Raw genomic sequence first — 17,813 nt, forward strand, 5'->3', positions numbered from 1 at the left:
TGCGCGGCGCTCGTGGTTCGCGCGGGTGGATCAGCGGATCGCGGCCCGCAGCTCGGCGGCGGCCGCGGCCGGGTCGTCGGCCGAGTAGATCGCGCCGCCGGCGACGGCGACCACGGCGCCCGCGTCCTGGACGTCGCCGATGGTGCCGGGCTTCACGCCGCCCGCGACGGAGAACGCCACGCCGGACGCCTTGCCCGCCTCGAGCAGGTCGCCGAACGTGTGGCCGTCCTCCGCCTGCTCGTCGAGGCCCGCGTGCATCTCCACGAACTCGGCCCCGAGCTCGGTGACCTCCTTCGCGCGCGTCGCCTTGTCGGCGACGCCGATGAGGTCGACGACGATGCCCTTGCCGTGCTTCTTCGCGGCCTTCACGGCGCCCGCGATGGTGCTGTCACCGGCGACGCCGAGGACGGTCACGAGGTCGGCACCCGCGGAGAACGCGATGTCGGCCTCGAGCTCGCCGGCGTCCATCGTCTTGAGGTCGGCGAAGACGATCTTGTCGGGGTGCGCCTCCTTGATCGCGGTGATCGCGGAGAGGCCCTCGGCCTTGATGAGGGGGGTGCCCAGCTCGATGATGTCGACGTGCGGCGCGGCCTTGCCGGCCAGCTCGAGCGCGTCCTTCGTCGTGAGCACGTCCATGGCTACCTGGAGCTTCATGCGGTTCCTCTTCCTGTCGTGATGCGTGTCGTGGTGGTGGGGGATCCAGTGACCGTCGGTCACTCGAGGTTCGCGTGGCGCGGCCACAGGTCGTCGGCCGAGAGGCCGGACGCCTGCCACAGCGCGTGGAACACGGCGTCGCCGACGAGCGCGACGGAGAGCTCGAAGAGCCCGCCCGCGTACTGCTCGGAGACCGTGCCGCCGTGGTCCTGCTTGGCGGCCGCGGGGATCGGCACGGTCACGTCCGCGAGGCCGGCGAGCGGCGAGTCGTCGGCCGTCGTGAGCACGACGATGCGGGCGCCGACCTCGTGCGCGGTCTCGGCGGCGCTCACGATGCCCGCCGTGGTGCCGGATCCGCTCGCGACGAGGAGGACGTCGCCCTCCTCGATCGCGGGCGACGTGGCCTCGCCGACGACGTGCGCGTGGAGACCGAGGTGCATGAACCGCATGGCGGTCATGCGGAGCGCGAGGCCGGAGCGGCCGGCGCCCAGTGCGAAGACGCGGCGGCCGTCGCGGATCACGCGGGCGGCCTCGTCCAGGCGCTCCGCGAGGTCCGGCTCCGTCAGCGCGCGGGCCACGCGGGTGTTCTCGTCGGAGATGAGCGTGAGGGCCGCGGCCACGTCGACGGGGGCGTCGCCGGTCGGACGGGAGTCGGGCGTCGTGTTCGTCATCGTGTCCATGGTGGCCGCGCCGCGGCGTGCGCGCTGCCCACCCGACGGGTGGATCCGCCTACCCGTCCGGGCAGGTGCCGCGCACGGCTCCCATGATTCCGGGTGGGCGTACGGTGGCAGGATGCCGCCCCGGACCCACCCCGCCCCGCCCGCCGCCCGTCCGTCCGCGCTCGCCGCCGCCGGCGCGGTCGGCCTCCTCGGCGGCCTGCACGACGCGCTCGCCGCCCCGTTGCAGGAGGTGGCCGGCGCCCTGCCGACGCTGCTGCAGCCGGTGGTCGCGCATCGCGCGCTCGTGATCTTCACGGAGGACTGCACGGGCCGCCCGCGCAAGAAGGCCGGCGAGGCGGAGGTGGTCGAGAACGTGACCATCGCCGAGCTCGACGGGATCCTCGCGAGCCTCGCGGCAGGATCCGACGACGACGACGGCTCCGCCTGGGCCGTCGAGCACCCGGTCGGCGGACGCCCGCGCACGGTCGCCGCCTGGCGCGCCGACACGGGCGCGCTCCTCGTCCTCGTGGATCCCGTCGCCGCGCACGACGACGTGCCCGCCGCCCGCGAGCTGGTGCGCGCGCTCTGGCGGAGCGTGGCCCACGGGATCCGTCAGCAGGTCGCCGCGGCCCCGCCCGCCTACCTCGCGGAGGCCCGCGCCGTCTCCTCGGAGCGGGCCCGCGTCGTCGCCGAGCTCGGCGACGCGCACGCGACCACGCTCGAGTCGCTGCTCGCGGTGCTGCGCTCCTCGCGCACGGGCGACGCGGCCGCCCGCCAGACCGCCGCCGACCTGGCCACCAACGCCATGGTCGAGCTGCGGGCCGCCTCCGACCGCGACCGCTCGCTCGGCGAGGAGCCCGTCGCGCGCGCGTTCGCCCGCCTGCGCGACGACCTCCGGCCGCTCGTGCGCTTCCGCGACCTCGACGTGCAGTTCGTCGAGCCGCCCGTGGACGGCCGCGCGCTCCCGGGCGAGGTCGCGCACGCGGGCCGGGCCATCGTCCGCGGCGCCGTGCTCGCGCTCGTGGAGGAGCCGGACGTGACGCGCGTGCGCATCCAGTGGGACTGCGACGGCAGCAACCTGCTCGTCGGGATCCGCGATGACGGCGCGGGCGCGACCACCGCCGACCTCGACGCGCTGCGTCGCCTCACCGACCGGGTCGCCGCGCTCGACGGCACGCTCGAGGTGACGGCGACGCCCGGCTGGGGTTCCGAGATCGCCGTCCGCCTGCCGCTCGACGCGCCCGCCGCGGGGCTCGACGCCGCGGGGGAGGCGGGCCTCAGCGGCCGCGAGCGGGAGGTGCTCGCGCTGGTGGCCGGCGGATCCCGCAACCGCGCCATCGCGACCGCCCTCGGGATCAGCGAGAACACCGTGAAGTTCCACGTCGCGAACCTGCTGCGGAAGATGGGCGCGTCGACCCGGGCGGAGCTCGCGGGGCTCGTGCGCGGCTGACGCGGGCGGCGGGCGCCGGGCGGCGGGCGGCGGGCGGCGGCCGCCGGGCGAGAGGCGCCGGGCGCCCTCGGAGCGGGTGCGGGAGTTAACCCCATGGAAACCTCGGCTACGTAAGGTATTGGGCATCCCCACCACCCGCCCGCCCGAACGAGGACGTCCCCGCATGCGCTCTGCCCCCACCCGCCACCCGTCCGGGGCCGCGCGCTCCGGCGCCGTCCGCACGGGCGCCCTCGCCCTCCTGGCCGGTCTGTCCGCCGCCGCCCTCGGGCTCGGCGCCGCCCCCGCATCCGCCGCCGAGGGGGACGTCGCCATCGACGTCTACTCGATCAACGACTTCCACGGCCGCCTGGAGACCACGTCGTCCACCGCGGGCGCCGCCGTCATCTCCGGCGCCTTCCAGCAGGCGAAGGCCGCCAATCCGAACAGCACGCTCATCTCCGCGGGCGACAACATCGGCGCGAGCACCTTCACCTCGCTCTCGCAGCAGGACCAGCCGACGCTCGACGCGCTCAACGCGATGGGCGTCTCCGTCTCGACCCTCGGCAACCACGAGTTCGACCAGGGCCGCGACGACGTCGACGACCGCGTCGTCCCCGCGTCGGACTTCCCCTACATCTCGGCCAATCTGTACGAGAAGGGCACGACGGAGCACGCGTACGCGGCGTACGACGTGCAGGACATCGGCGGCGTGCGCGTCGCGTTCGTCGGCGCCACGACCGAGTCGCTGCCGGAGCTCGTGAGCCCCGCCGGCCTCGCGACGCTCGACGTCGGCAGCGTCGTCGACGCCTCCACCGCGACCGCCCGCGCGCTCCGCGACGGCGACGACGCGAACGGCGAGGCGGACGTGGTCGTGCTCGTCGTGCACGAGGGCGCGTCCACCTCCGACGAGGCGTCCCTCACCGACGACTCGGTCTTCGGCCGCATCGTCACGGGCGTCCAGCAGGACGTCGACGCGGTGATCTCGGGCCACACGCACCTCGGCTACGACTACGAGCTGCCCGTCGCGGGCAGGGCGCTCCCGCTCCCGGTGCTGCAGACCGGCAGCTACGGCACGAACCTCGGGCACCTGTCGCTCACGGTGGATCCCGCCACCAAGGCCCTCACCTCCATCTCCTCCGAGCTCGTGCCGCTGCTCACCGCCGCGGGGAAGCCGGCGTTCCCGGCGGATCCCGCGGTGCAGCGCATCGTCGACGACGCGGTCGCGAAGGCCGAGGTCATCGGCAGCCGCACGGTCGGCGAGATCACGGGCGACATCAGGCGCGCCCGCCAGGCGGACGGCGCGGAGAACCGCGGCGGCGAGTCCACCATCGGCAACCTCGTCGCCGACGCGCAGCTGTGGGCCACGCAGGCGGACCTCGGCACGGAGATCGCCTTCATGAACCCCGGCGGCATCCGCCAGGACCTCGCGGTCGCGTCCTCGGGCGCGGGCGACGCGGAGGGCGAGGTGACGTACAAGGAGGCCGCCATCGTGCAGCCGTTCGCCAACACGTTGACGACCGCGAAGATCACGGGCGCCGGGATCCGCGCGGTGCTCGAGCAGCAGTGGCAGGGCGAGGGTGCCACGCGCCCCTTCCTCAAGCTCGGCATCTCGCGCGACCTCACCTACACGTACGACCCGACGGCCGCGCGCGGCGAGCGGATCACGGGCCTGTTCTTCCGAGGCGCGCCCGTGGATCCCGCGCGCGTCTTCACGATGGTCGCGAACAGCTTCCTCGCGGAGGGCGGCGACGGCTTCACCGAGCTCGCGAACACGACCGAGCAGAGCGACTCGGGGCGCGTCGACCTCACGGCCTTCGTCGACTACGTGGCGGAGTTCTCGCCGGTCGATCCGGACTCCGCGACGCGCTCCATCGGCATCGTCGACACGACGGGCGCGGCGCCGCGCGCGGGCCAGGAGCGCTCCTACGAGCTGTCGTCGCTCCTCGTCTCGAACGCGCCCGTGCAGGACACCGAAGTGGTCACGCTCATCGACGGCGAGGAGGTCGCGCGCACGCCGATCGATGCCGCGGTGGTCGACACGACCGACGAGCAGGGCCGCGCGAGCGTCCGGTTCACGATCCCGGCCGACCTCGCCGCGGGCGCGCACCAGCTCGCGTTCCTGCTGCCGAGCACGGGCGCGTCGGTGCTCTTCGCGCTCGACACGGCGGCCGGATCCGTCGTCCCGTCCGGCACGGGCGTCGTGCCCGCGCCCAGCACCGAGCCGACGCTCGCGGCGACGGGATCCGAGGCGGGGCCCGTCCTCGGCACCTCGCTCGCGGCGCTCGCGCTCGGCCTCGCGCTCGTCGCGTTCCGCCGCCGCGCATCGGCGGCCGCGCGCCGCTGACGATCGCGGATCCCCAGGACGGGGCGGGTGCCGGGAGACCGGCGCCCGCCCCGTCCGCGCGTCCGGCCCGGCCTACGCTGGACCGGTGTTCGCACTCCACCACCTCAGCGCCCAGGACCAGTGGGACCAGCTCCAGCGCGGCGAGGTCACCCCGACCGAGCTCGTCACCCACTACCTCGAGCGCATCGAGCGGCTGGATCCGCAACTCGGCGCCTTCACGACCGTCAACGCCGACCGCGCCCTCGACCGCGCCCGCCACGTCGAACGCGAGGTGCCGCGCACCGCGCCGCTCTGGGGCCTGCCGTTCGGCGACAAGGACCTCTCCGAGCGCGCGGGCGTCCGCACCACCTTCGGCTCGCGCCTCTTCCGCGACCACGTGTCCGAGCGCACCGACCCCATCCCGCAGGCCCTCGACGACGCGGGCGGCATCAGCCTCGGCACGACCAGCGCGCCCGAGTTCGGTCTGCCCTCCTACACCGAGAGCCTCGTCGCGCCGCCCGCGCGCACGCCCTGGGACACCACGCGCGGCGCCGGCGGATCCAGCGGGGGAGCGGCCGTCGCGGTCGCCGCGGGCCTGCTGCCGTTCGCGCCCGGATCCGACGGCGGCGGCTCCGTGCGCATCCCCGCGGCGGCGACCGGCCTCGTCGGCCTCAAGCCGTCGCGCGGCCTGGTGCCCGCGGGATCCGGCCAGGAGTCGCTCGCGGGCCTCGTGGTGCCCGGCCCGCTCGCGCGCAGCGTCGCCGACGCGGCCATGCTGCTCGACGCGATGATCGGCCGTGTCAACGGCCGCATCCCGCACCCGTTCACCCTGCGCGCGCCCGAGGACCACGACGGCGACCTGCTCGGCGCGGCCGTCCGCGGCGAGGGCCGCTTCCAGATCGGCGTGATGACCACCACGCCCTGGGACGACGCCTACGAGATCGCCCTCGACCCCTCCGCCCGCGACGCGCTGGCCCTCGCGGTCCGCGAGCTCGCCGCCGTCGGCCACGGCCTCGAGGACCTCGCGCTCCGGCCGGATCCGACCTACGCGCCCGCGTTCCGCACCATCTGGCAGGCGGGCGCCGCGGGGATCCCCGCCGAGGGCGCCGAGCTCGACCTCCTCGAGCCGCTCACGCGCTGGCTCGTCGAGCGCGGCCGGGCCCTCAGCGCGCGCGACCTCGCCCGCGCGCTCGCGCAGCTCACCGCCTACGAGCGCAGCGTCATCGCCCAGTTCGCGCACGTGGACGCCGTGCTCACGCCCGCGCTCGCGCAGGAGCCGCGCCCGATCGGCTGGTACGACGCGGAGGACGGCGAGCGGAACTTCGCGCAGCAGGTGCAGTACACGCCGTACACGTCGTTCGCGAACGTCACGGGCCTGCCCGCCATCACGCTCCCGGTGCACCTCACCGACGACGGCCTGCCGATGGGCGTGCAGCTGATCGGGCGGCCCGGCGGCGAGGCGACGCTCCTCGCGATCGGCCGCCAGCTCGAGCGGCGCCTGCACTGGCAGCGGCGGCACCCGCCGCAGTGGTGAGACGCGGCGTCGTCGACGCGGGGGCTACGCGAGCGCGCTGACGCCCTTGACGATGGCCGTCGCGGCACCGGCGAACGAGATGACCACGACGGCCGTGCGCGCCCCGCGGCCCGGGATGCGGGGCGCGAGCAGCGTGCCCGCGCCGACGCCCGCGACGAGCGTCACGACGATGCCGATCCACGCCGCCGCGCCGAGGTCCGGCCAGCGCTCCGGCGCCAGCACGAGCTTCGTGATGAGCGACGCCGCGCCCGTCGTGAGGAAGAACGGCTGCAGCGTGGCCGCGAACCCGCGCTGCTCCCAGCGACTGACGACCGCGTAGACGCTCACGCTCGGGCCGCCGATCCCGGCCGCGGCGTTCATCACGCCCGCGGCGAAGCCGAAGCCGGCCATCACGCCGGGGCCGTCGACCACGCGCGTCGTCCGCCGCAGCGCGAGCGATGTCGTGAGCGCGGCGACCAGCAGCACGCCGATCCCGATCTCGAGCGCCGGCTCCGGCAGCAGGTAGGCGAGCAGCGCGCCCGGCACGATGCCGACCACCGCGGGGCCGGCGAGCAGCAGGTAGCGCCGCCACTCCACGTCGCGCCGCACGGCCGAGAGGACGAGCGAGGCCGAGAGCACGCTGCAGAGGTTCACGATCATCACGCCGTCGAAGGGCCCCAGCAGGATCACGAGCACGGGCGCCACCACCAGCGCGAACCCGAGGCCCGTCACGCGCTGCGCGATCGCGCCCACGAAGACGGCGACGAGGACGGGGGCGATCACCCTGACATCCTCCCGTGGATCGGGCGCCCGATCCGCTGCCCGCCCTCGACCGCTGAGGTAAGGCATGCCATACTTAGGCTGTGCTTACCTCCACTGCGACCCACGCCCGCAGCACCGCCGCCGTGGAGCCCGTGGTCGAGGAGCAACCCGAGGTCGAGCGCCCCGCCTACCGGCCGTTCGCCGCGCGCGTCGCCCGCACGGAGCGCGTGAGCCCCACGTTCCTCCGCATCACGTTCCAGAGCGACGACCTGCGCGACTTCGGCGACGAGTGCCTCGACCAGCGCATCAAGCTGCTGCTGCCCGTCGCCGAGCACGGCCTGCCCGACCTCACCGGGGTCGGCGGCGACGACTGGTTCGCGTGGTGGCGCGCGCTGCCCGACGCCGAGCGCAACCCGCTCCGCACCTACACGTCCCGCGCGGTCCGCCGGGAGCTCGGCGAGGTCGACGTCGACTTCGCGCTGCACGGCGACATGGGCCCCGCCTCCCGCTGGGCCGGCGCCGCGGCCGTGGGCGACCCCATGGTCCTCATCGGGCCTGACGCCCTGAGCCCCGCGCGCGGCCTCGGCATCGAGTGGCACCCGGGCGCCGCGCGCTCGCTGCTCCTCGCGGGCGACGAGACCGCCGCCCCCGCCATCTGCAACATCCTCTCCTCGCTGCCGGACGATGCCGTGGGCTGCGCCTTCATCGAGGTGCCCGTCACGGGCGACCGCCTCGAGGTGCGCGTGCCGAAGGGCGTGAACCTCACGTGGCTGCCGCGCGACGGCCGCCCGAACGGGTCGCGCCTTGAGGAGGCCGTGCGCCACTGGGTCGACTGCCACGTGAAGGTCGGCGCCATCGCCACCCCCGAGGTCGTGCTGGCCGCCGACGCGCAGCCGCTCGCCGAGGACGACGCCGACGGCATCGTCTGGGACGCGCCCGTCGTCCACGAGGGCTCGACGCTCTACGCGTGGCTCGCGGGGGAGTCCGGCTGCATCAAGGCCATGCGCCGGTTCCTCGTGCGCGACACCGGCATCGACCGCCGCCAGGTCGCGTTCATGGGCTACTGGCGCCGCGGCGCGGCCGAGGGCTCCTGAGCATGGCCGGATCCACCCGCACGCGCGCCGCGAAGGGCACGAAGCGGCAGGTGCTGCTCGTCACCGACGAGACCGGTCTCGCCCAGACGCAGGCCGCGCTCGCCGCGCTGCCGATGTGCACGCGCGGCAGCGTCTTCGTCGAGGTGCCGGATGCGTCCGTCGAGGTCGCGCTCGCGCATCCGCCGCGCATGGTCGTCACGGTGATCACGCGGGACGGCCGGGGCGTCGACGGCGCGCCGGCCGCGCCCATGACCGCGGTCGCCCGGGCCGTCGGCGCGTGGGCCAGCGAGATGATGGTGTTCGCGGCGCCCATGTCCGACGAGCACCCCGTCACCGAGGTCAGCGTGCTGCTCGGCGGACACGTCGGCGGGCACGACGACCTGCTGCACCTGCTCGCGACGCGCTGACGCACCGGCGGCTGCGCGTCGCCGACGCCGCCTGCCGTGCGCGCCTCAGCGCCGGGCGGATCCGTCGGCGCCGACCGCGAGCTCCAGCGCCGCCCACAGGTCCCGCCCCAGCTGCCGGTCCGCGGCCTGCGCGGTGGTCTTCCCGTCGGGCGTGAGCTGGTCGAAGTAGGTGCCGTTCGCCGCGCCCAGATCCGGCACCGACGCGAGCTGCACGAGCGGCACCGCGCCCGCCTCCGCGGAGATCCCGTAGGCGCCCATCGAGAGCGCGAGCACCGCGCGCATCACGGTGCTGTCGGATCCGAACGACGTGCGCACGAGTCCGGGATGGAACGAGACCGCCTCGATGCCGCGCGGGCCGACGCGCTCGGCGAGCGTGCGCATCATCAGGATCATCATCGCCTTCGACGTGCCGTACGCCTGCCAGCCGCCGAGCCACGGGCGCTTCCGCCACTCGAGGTCGTCGAGGCGCACGCGACCCCAGAGGTTCGCGCGGCTCGCGGTGCCGATGACGCGCACGGGGCTCTCGTCGGCGCGGAGGTCGCGCTGCGTCTCCTCCAGCCGCGGCAGCAGCAGGCGCGTGAGGAGGAACGGCGCGAGCACGTTGCGCTGGAACGTCGTCTCGTGCCCGTCGACCGTGCGGGCGCGCCGCGGCACGAGGCTGCCGGCGTTGAGGGCGAGCACGTGGATCCGCGGGCACGTCTCGAGGAGCGTCGCGGCCAGCCGCCGCACGTCGGCCAGCCGGTCCATGTCGGCGACGACGTGCCGAGCCCCGAGCTCCGCCGCGATGCCGCGCGTGCGCTCCGGATCCCGGCCGACCACGACCACGTCGGCGCCGCGCGCGTGCAGCTCCCGCGCGGCGATGCGGCCGATGCCCGAGCTCGCGCCCGTGATGACGATCGTGCGCCCGTCGAGCGGGCCCGTCACCGGTAGCCGCCCTTCTCCAGGCCCGCCTCGATCTCGAACCGGTTGCGCAGCGGATCCCGCCCGGCCCACGCGTAGAGCAGCGGCATGAGCAGGCCGTACCGCCGCCACTGCGTCACGTGAACGGCCTCGTGCTCGAGCACCGCGGGCCCCGCGTTGTCGCGGGTGAGGTACACCCGGCCGATGCACGTGCCGCCGCGGCCGAAGACCCAGGACGGCAGGCCGGTGAGGACGATGAGGTCGCCCTGGCGCCGCACCTCGCCCGTGCTGAGCGGCAGGCCGATGGACAGCGCGATGCCCGTGGCGACGCCGCTGCCCGCGCGCGAGACGGGGGAGTCCAGCAGGACGCCGCGGACGGCGCCCGCGACCGCGCCGAGGCCGGCCCGGATCACGCGGTCGGCCGCCCGTACGTCTCGAGCAGGCGCAGCCACACCTCGCTGATGGTGGGGTACGACGGCACGGCGTGCCAGAGGCGCGTGAGCGGCACCTCGCCGACGACCGCGATGGTGGCGGAGTGCAGGAGCTCGGCGACGTCCGGGCCGACGAACGTGACGCCGACGATGACGCCGCGGTCCTCGTCGACCACCATGCGCGCCTGGCCCGCGTAGCCGTCGGCGTGCAGGCTCGAGCCCGCGACGGATCCGAGGTCGAAGTCGACGACGCGCGTGCGGATGCCGGCGTCCTCCGCCGCCTTCGCCGTGAGGCCGACGCTCGCGACCTCGGGGTCGGTGAACGTGACCTGCGGCACGGCGCGGTGGTCGGCGGTCGCGACGTGGACGCCCCAGGGGGAGTCGTCGACCGTGCCGCCGGTCGCGCGCGCGGCGATGACCTCGCCCGCGGCGCGCGCCTGGTACTTGCCCTGGTGGGTGAGGAGCGCGCGGTGGTTGACGTCGCCGACGGCGTACAGCCACGGCGCGTCCGCGTTGACCTCGCCCGTGACGAGCATCGTGTCGTCCACGTCGAGGTACGCGCCGGGCTCGAGGCCCACGGTGTCGAGGCCCAGGTCGTCGGTGCGCGGGGTGCGGCCGGTGGCGACGAGCACCTCGGCGGCCGTGACGGAGGATCCGTCGGACAGCTCCACGAGCACCTCGTCCCCGTCGCGCGTGACCCGGGAGGGCGAGGCGCCGAGGCGCACGTCGACGCCCATGCCGCGGAGGCTGTCGGCGACGAGCTCGCCCGCGAACGGCTCCTGCCCGCCGAGGAGGCCGCTGCGCGCGACGATCGTGACTGCGCTGCCGAGCGACGCGAACGCGGTGGCCATCTCGGCCGCGACGACGCCGCCGCCGATGACGACGAGCGATGCCGGCACGACCTCGACGCTCGTGGCCTCGCGGCTCGTCCACGGCTGCGCCTCGGCGAGGCCCGGGATGTCGGGCAGGAGGGCGGCGGTGCCGGTGGAGACGGCGACGGCGTGCGTCGCCGCGTGCTCGGTGACGGATCCGTCGGGCGCGGTGACCGTGACGCGGCGCGGACCGGAGATGCGCCCGTGGCCGCGCGCGAGGTCGATGCCGATGCCCTCGAGCCAGCTCACCTGGCCCTGGTCGTCCCAGGAGCTCGTGAAGGAGTCGCGGCGCTCCAGCACCGCCGCCACGTCGAGGTCGCCCGTGACGGCCTCCTTCGACCCGGCGACGGCGCGCGCCGCGCGGAGGGCGCTGCCGGAGCGGAGGAGCGCCTTGCTGGGCATGCAGGCCCAGTAGGAGCACTCGCCTCCCACGAGCTCGGACTCGACGACGAGCACGGAGAGCCCGCCCTGCTTCGCGCGGTCGGCGACGTTCTCGCCGACGGGGCCGGCACCGATGACGATGAGGTCGTAGGAGGTCATGGTCCCGACCCTACGCCCGGCCCCCGTCACGCCCGTGGGGCCGCTTCGGCGAGCGGATCAGCGTCCGACGAAGTCCGCCGGGCGGCGCTCGGCGGCGGCCCGCATGCCGCGCGCGGCGTCCTCGGATCGCGCGAGCCGGACGAGCTCTGCGGGCAGGGTGGCCGCGGCCGCATCGTGGCCATCGCGCTGCGCGGCCCGGGCGTTCCGGAGCGTCGCCTGCACGGCGAGCGGGGCCTGGGCGGCGATGCGCTCGGCGATCCCGACGGCGGCCTCCAGCTGCTCGCCGTCGGGCACGACGAGCTGCACGATCCGCATCCGCCGGGCCTCCTCCGCATCGAAGAGGTCGCCCGTGAGCATCCAGCGCATGGCGTCGCCCCAGCCCGCGACGGCGGGGAAGCGCAGGGTCGCCCCGCCGAACGGCAGGATCCCGCGCGCCACCTCGATCTGCCCGAAGCGCGTGCCGGCGGACGCCACGACGACGTCGCTCGCGAGCGCCAGCTCGATGCCGAGCGTGAGGCACGTGCCCTGCACCGCGAGCACCACGGGCTTGCCGACGCCGGGGCCCGTCACCCGCCACGGGTCGATGCCGTCGTCGGGCACCGTGTCGAGGCCGCCGCCCGGGCCACGGCCGATGTGCGGCGCGACGTCGGCGAGGTCGAGCCCGCCCGTGAAGTGGTCGCCGATCGCGTGCACCACGCCGACCCGCAGCTCCGGGTCGCGGTCGAGCAGGCCGTACGCGCTCGCGAGCTCGCGGAGCATGCGCATGTCGGCGGCGTTGCGCTTGGCGGGCCGGTCGAGGCCCATGAGCAGGATGTGCCCGCGGCGCTCGACGCGCACGCGGGGAGCGTCGTCGTCCGCCGGGCGGGGCGCGTCGGGGGCGGATGCGGTGCGGGCGTCGTCGTCGGTCACGGCGGTCTCCTTCGATCGTCCCCGCCAGCCTCGCAGGGCGCGTCGCGCGCCGCGACCTCCCGAACGGGAGCAGGGACGCGCCGGAGCGCGGGCGGCGCCAGGCCGGGAGCGCGGGGCGCGACGCCGCGCCCCGCGGATCAGACCGGCCCGGTGAGCGCTCCGATGACGCGGAGGATCGTGCCCATGTCGTCCACGGCGGCCGCAGGGGAGGAGGGCGCGAACTCGGTGATGCCCGCGCCCGCGAGCCCGTACGACCGGCGGAGCGCCTTGATCGCGTCGGTGAGGACCTGCACGTCGAGCCCGAACGGCTCGGGGAAGCCGACGCCGGACATGGCGCCCGGGTCGAGCACGTCGAGGTCGACGTGGACGTGGACGTGCGTGGCGCCCGTCGCCGCGACGGCAACGACGAGCGACTCCGCGTCGAGCGCGTCCACCGGCAGGTGCGCGATGCCGGCGCTCTGGACGAACGCGGCCTCGGCCTCGTCGAGCGCGCGCACGCCGGCGAGCACGACGCGGTCGGCGGTGACCGCCCCGATCGGGAGCGCGAGGCCGTCGGCGCCCTCGCCGAGCACGGCGCGCAGCACCATGCCGTGGAACGCCCCGGACGGGGAAGACGCGGGCGTGTGCAGGTCGGCGTGGGCGTCGAGCCAGACGATCGCGAGGCCCGGATGCGCCTCCGCCGCGTGCCCGATGGACGCCAGCTCGACCCCGCCATCGCCGCCGATGGTGATGACGGGCCCGTCCGCGGCCCGGAGCGCCGCCTCCTGGCGGGTGCGCACCGCGAGCAGCGACGCGTACCGGTGGATGCCGGTGCCGAGCGACTCCCCGGCCTCGACGGGCACCTCGACGACGCGGGTGGCCGACGCGGGCAGGTCGCCGCGGATCGCCTCCGCCCCGTCCGCGAGCCTCATGGCGCGGGACGAGCCCGAGCCCTGCCATTGGGGGACGACGACGAAGGAGGCGGGCACGTCCCCAGTATCGCGTGCGTCGCCGGACATGGCGATGCCCGCCCTCGCCGCGGTGGCGGGAGGACGGGCATCGACCCGGGGAGGAGCGGGGCTACTCCATGTCGCGGTAGCGCTTCGCCTCGGCGAGCGCCGTGCGGAGACCGTCGGCGTCGAGCGCCGGACCGTAGCCGGGGGTGTCGCGCTGGATGCGCCAGCCCTCCGCGAGCGGTCCCGCGTCGACGGTGTCGTAGCCGAAGGAGTCGAGGATCCCGGTGACCGTGGCCTTCGCCTCGGCGTCGTCGCCCGCGATGACGAGCGCGCGGCGGTTCGGCGTGCCGGCGGGGGTGCCGTGCTCCGTGAGGTCGGCGGCGTAGATGTGGTTGAAGGCCTTGACGACCTTCGACTCGGGGAGGTGACGCTGCAGCATCTCCGCGGTCGTGGTGGTCTCCTCGTCGAGCTCGGCGATGTGGCCGTCGCGCTCCGGGTAGTAGTTGTCGGTGTCGATGACGACCTTGCCGGCGAGGGGCTCGACCGGCACGCTGTCGATGTCCTTCAGCGGGATCGTCACGACGACGATCTCGCCGGCCTCGGCGACCTCCTGCACGGTGGCGGCGCGCGCGTGCTCGCCGAGCTCGGCGATCAGGTCGGTGAGCGTCTCCGGGCCGCGGGAGTTCGCGATGACGACGTCGTGGCCGGTGGAGGTGAACAGGCGGGCGAGCTGGCTGCCGATGAGTCCGGCGCCGATGATTCCGATGTTGGTCATGCAGGGGGGAACGGCTGCCACCTGGCAGGCATTCCCCGCGGACGACGACGGGCGCCGCCCCGGAGGACGGCGCCCGCGCATCTGGCCGGTAGGGCTACTCGCCGGACGTGACCTGCTTCGGCGCGGATCCGCCGGACTTGAGCGCGGCCAGGCGCGCCTCGACCTCGGTCAGCTCGCCGAGGTCCTCGAGCTCCTCGAACTGCGCGTCGAGGCTCGAGGCCTGCAGCTCCTCGGCGCCGCGGACGCGGGCCTCCTCGCGGCGGATCTTCTGCTCGAAGCGGCTCACCTCGCTGGTGGGGTCCATGATGTCGATGCTCTTCATGGCGTCCTGCACCTGCGACTGCGCCTGCACCGTCTTCTGGCGGGCGTTCAGCTCGTCGCGCTTCGACGAGAGCTGCTGGAGCTTGCCGCGCATGGTGTCGAGGCCCTGCTTGAGCTTCTCGACGACCTCGGTCTGCGACGCGATGGTCGGCTCGGCGCCCTTCGCCTCGCTCTCCGACTGCATCTGGCGCTGGAGCGCGACGCGGGCGAGCGCGTCGAACTTGTCGGCGTTCGGGGTGTTGCCGGCGTTCCTGTACTCGTCCGCCTTCTGGCTGGCGGCGAGGGCCTTGCGACCCCAGTCGCCCGCGGCCTGGACGTCCTCGCGGTGGTCGTCCTCGATCATCCGCAGGTTGCCGATGGTCTGGGCGACGGCGCTCTCGGCCTCGCGGATGCTCTCCGTGTAGTCGCGGACCATCTGGTCCAGCATGAGCTGCGGGTCCTCGGCCTGGTCGATGAGGTTGTTGATGTTGGCCTTCGCGAGCTGGGCGATGCGGCCGAGGATGGACTGCTTGGACATGGGTGCTGCTCCTTCTCGTCTGGTGCTTCGTCGGAATGGGTTGATCATGGGTCGCTCTCGTTCTCGTCGTCGTGCCGTCGTGCGTGCGATGCGTGGGGTGCGCGGATCCGCTAGAAGTCGCCGCCGCCGAAGCCTCCGCCGCCTCCGCCGCCGAAGCCGCCTCCGCTGAAGCCGCCGCCTCCGCCGCCGAAGCCGCCCCCGTCGAAGCCGCCGCCTCCGCCTCCACCCCAGCCGCCGCCTCCGCCGCCCCCGCTGAGGAGACCGCCGAGGATGCCGCCGATGATCGCGCCGCCGAAGGCGTCGCCCCCTCCGCCGCGGCCGCCCATCATGACGCCGCCGTAGCCGCCGTACCCGCCGCCCTGGTCGAGGTCGCGCTGGGCGGCCTCGATGGCCTGGGCCGAGTAGGAGGTCGCGGCCTGGGCCGCGGCGACCGCGCGCACCGGATCCCGGGGAGCGGCCTCGTGCGCGTCGTCGAGCGCGCGCTGCGCATGGGCGAGGCGCGTGCGCGCCTCCTCGCCGACGCCGCCGCGACGGGTCGAGATGAAGTCGCGGGCCGTCGCCACCTGGCTCTCGGCCGTCGAGAGCGCGCGCGGCAGGTAGCCGATCGCGCGCTGCACCTGCTCCTGCTGCTCGCGTACCGGCGCGAGCGCCTCGTCGAGCCGGGCCTCCGCCTCCTGCAGGAGCGTGACGCTCGTGAGCGGATCCGCGAGGCGGCCCTGCAGCGGCTTCGCGTCGGCGATCGCCTGCTCGGCGGCCTCCACGAGGCGCGTCAGCTCCGGCATGCGCCCGCCGCGCTGGGCGGCGCGGGCGTCCTGGATGTCGCTGCGGACGTCCGCGATCTCCTCCTGCACGCGCGTGGACGCGTGCTCGAGGTCGGAGGACACGCGGTCGACCACGTCGAGGAGCTTCCCGGCCTGACCGACGGACTGCTGCGCGGCGCGGACCTTCACCGCGATCTCGCCGGTCGAGGTCCGGTCGCCCGCGCGGATCGCGTCGGCCGCCTCCTGCGCCGTGTCGGTCGCGAAGGAGAGGAGCGAGCGGGCCTGGTCGACGTTGCCGGTGACGGTCGTCATCGACGGGCCGGCGTAGCGGCGGCCGAGCAGCTCCACCGCCTCCTGCGTGCGCTCGATGCGCGACTTCAGCGCCTCGGCGTCGGTGACGATGGCGGCGAGGGTCTGCGGCGCGTTCTGCTCCAGCGCCCGGAGCTCCTCGAACGACGCGGCCTGCGCGTCGAGCTCGGCGCGCGCCTCCTCGCACAGGTCGACGATGCGGGCGGCCCACGTGCGGCGCTCCTCGTCGGTGTCCTCGATCGTGTCGTCGAGCTTCTGCTTGAGGGCGAAGGCCTCGCGGACCTTGCCGCCCGCCGAGACGAGCACCTCGCGGTAGGGCCCGACCGCGCCGGATCCGAACTCCGCCTCCGCGAAGCCGACCTCCTGCTCGCTGGTCTCGAGCGCGTCGTCGAGCTGCACGAGCATGCTGCCGGCGCGCTGCTCGGCGGTCCGCATCTCCTCAAGCACCGCCTGCCGCTTCTGGGCGACGGCCTTCTTCTTCTTGCGTCTACCGAGCAGGGTCGTCACGACGGTGGCCAGGAGGATCGCGCCGAGCACGTAGAGGAGGACGAGGCCGAAGTCGATGCCGGAGCCGTTCCCGGTCGAGGGGGTGGATCCGGTGCCGGTCTCGGCGACGGTGCCGGTCTGCGAGATGGACCGGAGCCCCTGCGCCGCGTCGATCGCGGCGCCGGACCAGTCGCCGGCTTCGAGGCGGGGCTTGACCACGCCGTTCTCGAGCTGATCGCGCTGGGCGAGGGAGACGCTGTCGGGGACGCCGACGACGAACTGCCGGCCGTCGACCGCGACCGCGACGATGGCGTCGTTCGAGCCGAAGCCGTTCGCGGCCTTCGTGGCCTCGCCCCAGGCCTTCTGGCTCGCCGCCCCCGTGAACGTGTCGACGTACGCGACGTGGAGCGTCACCCCGGTCTGCTGCTGCAGCTGGTCGATCGCCTGCTGGATCTGCTGCTCCTGCGCGGAGGTGACGGCACCGGCCGGGTCGAGGATCGACGCCCCGCCGAACTGCACCGGCTCCGTGGCCTGCGCCATCTGGGGCACGAGGGCCCCGGCCAGACCGAGCGCGAGCGCGGCCCCCAGCAATCTCGCGGACCGCGGCATGCGACTCCTCCGTCGTCTCAAGGTCGTGCTCCGTCCAGGCTAGTGGCGCGGGTGCCGTGCGGGGCCGCGGGGACGGCTCCCGTCCGGGTCACGCGAGCTCCGTGGTCGTGCGGTCGCGGGGGTCCCAGCGGCGGAGGCCCGCGACCGGGGCGGCGACCGGATCCAGCCGGCCGAGCGCGTCGACCGCCCGGCCCAGCTCCTCCGCGGTGAGGCGCAGCGCGAGGGAGACGTGCGGGGTCCAGGATCCGGGGCGCGTGTGGGGGACGACCTCGACCGGCTCCGCGTCGGCGTCGGCGCCGTCCGGGCCCGGCCTCACGAGGGAGGCGTCGACGGCCGCGTGGATCCGCCCGTGCAGCGCGAGCAGCGCCTCGTCCACCACGACCTGCCGCGCCAGCACCAGGCCGCGCGGCGGGACGCCGAAGACGAGGAGGCCGCCCAGCCGGAGCGTCGGCAGGGGAGCGGACGCGGCGATCGCGCGCACGGCGTCGTCCGCGGATCCGACCAGGCCGTGCGCCGCGAGCAACGTCACGTGCGGCCGGTTCGTCGCACCGGCGTGGTCGGCGAGGCTCGGGACCGCGGCGTCGGCGAGGGCGCGCCACATGCCGCG

The 17,813-nt window shown here is 75.1% G+C and carries 17 protein-coding genes; 5 read left to right on the forward strand and 12 right to left on the reverse strand.

All coding sequences use genetic code 11. From position 1 onward, the window contains the following. Window positions 1–30 precede the first annotated feature (30 nt). Entirely contained in the window at window positions 31–654 is a 624-nt protein-coding gene (gene hxlA, locus ACU4ZT_RS05750; protein WP_445338304.1) for a 3-hexulose-6-phosphate synthase, read from the reverse strand. 59 nt (window positions 655–713) lie between these two features. Next, window positions 714–1,325, reverse strand: coding sequence for a 6-phospho-3-hexuloisomerase (gene hxlB / locus ACU4ZT_RS05755; protein ID WP_445338306.1), 612 nt, complete (start codon window positions 1,323–1,325; stop codon window positions 714–716). A gap of 121 nt (window positions 1,326–1,446) precedes the next feature. Between hxlB and ACU4ZT_RS05760 the strand changes: the two genes are divergently transcribed. The 3 genes from ACU4ZT_RS05760 (at window position 1,447) to ACU4ZT_RS05770 (ending at window position 6,599) form a co-directional block, all read left to right on the forward strand. Continuing rightward, entirely contained in the window at window positions 1,447–2,763 is a 1,317-nt protein-coding gene (locus ACU4ZT_RS05760) for a LuxR C-terminal-related transcriptional regulator (protein WP_445338308.1), read from the forward strand. Between the two features lie 163 nt (window positions 2,764–2,926). Next, the gene (locus ACU4ZT_RS05765) at window positions 2,927–5,086 is read left to right on the forward strand and encodes a bifunctional metallophosphatase/5'-nucleotidase (protein WP_445338310.1); all 2,160 of its coding nucleotides are present in this window, start codon (window positions 2,927–2,929) and stop codon (window positions 5,084–5,086) included. An 85-nt stretch (window positions 5,087–5,171) separates the two neighbouring features. Further along, window positions 5,172–6,599: an amidase gene (locus ACU4ZT_RS05770; protein WP_270979258.1), complete on the forward strand. Its 1,428-nt coding sequence runs from the start codon at window positions 5,172–5,174 to the stop codon at window positions 6,597–6,599. A 24-nt stretch (window positions 6,600–6,623) separates the two neighbouring features. Here ACU4ZT_RS05770 and ACU4ZT_RS05775 read toward each other — a convergent pair whose 3' ends face one another. Further along, the gene (locus tag ACU4ZT_RS05775) at window positions 6,624–7,361 is read right to left on the reverse strand and encodes a sulfite exporter TauE/SafE family protein (RefSeq protein ID WP_063072867.1); all 738 of its coding nucleotides are present in this window, start codon (window positions 7,359–7,361) and stop codon (window positions 6,624–6,626) included. 80 nt (window positions 7,362–7,441) lie between these two features. Between ACU4ZT_RS05775 and ACU4ZT_RS05780 the strand changes: the two genes are divergently transcribed. Then, complete coding sequence (locus ACU4ZT_RS05780; protein WP_445338313.1) at window positions 7,442–8,434, forward strand: siderophore-interacting protein; 993 nt, start codon at window positions 7,442–7,444, stop codon at window positions 8,432–8,434. Window positions 8,435–8,436: 2 nt separating this feature from the next. Next, on the forward strand, window positions 8,437–8,841 hold the full coding sequence (locus ACU4ZT_RS05785) for an SIP domain-containing protein (RefSeq protein ID WP_445338315.1): 405 nt from the start codon (window positions 8,437–8,439) through the stop codon (window positions 8,839–8,841). A 45-nt stretch (window positions 8,842–8,886) separates the two neighbouring features. On the opposite strand, the gene ACU4ZT_RS05790 is transcribed toward ACU4ZT_RS05785, so the two are convergent. From ACU4ZT_RS05790 to ACU4ZT_RS05830, 9 genes are all read right to left on the reverse strand, one after another. Beyond that, window positions 8,887–9,765, reverse strand: coding sequence for an SDR family NAD(P)-dependent oxidoreductase (locus ACU4ZT_RS05790; RefSeq protein ID WP_270979260.1), 879 nt, complete (start codon window positions 9,763–9,765; stop codon window positions 8,887–8,889). Beyond that, window positions 9,762–10,154, reverse strand: coding sequence for a Fe-S oxidoreductase (locus ACU4ZT_RS05795; RefSeq protein WP_414763190.1), 393 nt, complete (start codon window positions 10,152–10,154; stop codon window positions 9,762–9,764). The genes ACU4ZT_RS05790 and ACU4ZT_RS05795 overlap by 4 nt, the downstream gene beginning before the upstream one ends. Next, window positions 10,151–11,584, reverse strand: a complete 1,434-nt coding sequence (locus tag ACU4ZT_RS05800) for a dihydrolipoyl dehydrogenase family protein (protein ID WP_445338318.1) — start codon at window positions 11,582–11,584, stop codon at window positions 10,151–10,153. Before ACU4ZT_RS05800 ends, ACU4ZT_RS05795 begins: the two co-directional genes overlap by 4 nt. A 57-nt stretch (window positions 11,585–11,641) precedes the next feature. Continuing rightward, window positions 11,642–12,493, reverse strand: coding sequence for a crotonase/enoyl-CoA hydratase family protein (locus tag ACU4ZT_RS05805; protein WP_445338320.1), 852 nt, complete (start codon window positions 12,491–12,493; stop codon window positions 11,642–11,644). Between the two features lie 137 nt (window positions 12,494–12,630). After that, window positions 12,631–13,461 (reverse strand): arginase family protein, encoded by an 831-nt coding sequence (locus ACU4ZT_RS05810; protein ID WP_445338323.1) that lies wholly within the window; start codon window positions 13,459–13,461, stop codon window positions 12,631–12,633. A 91-nt stretch (window positions 13,462–13,552) separates the two neighbouring features. Further along, window positions 13,553–14,203 carry an NADPH-dependent F420 reductase gene (locus ACU4ZT_RS05815; protein ID WP_063072874.1) on the reverse strand — a complete coding sequence of 217 codons (651 nt, stop codon included), beginning with the start codon at window positions 14,201–14,203 and terminating at the stop codon, window positions 13,553–13,555. 94 nt (window positions 14,204–14,297) lie between these two features. Next, window positions 14,298–15,041 carry a PspA/IM30 family protein gene (locus ACU4ZT_RS05820; protein WP_086520663.1) on the reverse strand — a complete coding sequence of 248 codons (744 nt, stop codon included), beginning with the start codon at window positions 15,039–15,041 and terminating at the stop codon, window positions 14,298–14,300. 110 nt (window positions 15,042–15,151) lie between these two features. After that, window positions 15,152–17,206 carry a TPM domain-containing protein gene (locus tag ACU4ZT_RS05825; protein ID WP_445338324.1) on the reverse strand — a complete coding sequence of 685 codons (2,055 nt, stop codon included), beginning with the start codon at window positions 17,204–17,206 and terminating at the stop codon, window positions 15,152–15,154. A gap of 88 nt (window positions 17,207–17,294) precedes the next feature. Beyond that, window positions 17,295–17,807 (reverse strand): 2'-5' RNA ligase family protein, encoded by a 513-nt coding sequence (locus ACU4ZT_RS05830; RefSeq protein WP_270979273.1) that lies wholly within the window; start codon window positions 17,805–17,807, stop codon window positions 17,295–17,297. Window positions 17,808–17,813: the final 6 nt, after the last annotated feature.

It is taken from the genome of Clavibacter davisi, from assembly GCF_052751415.1.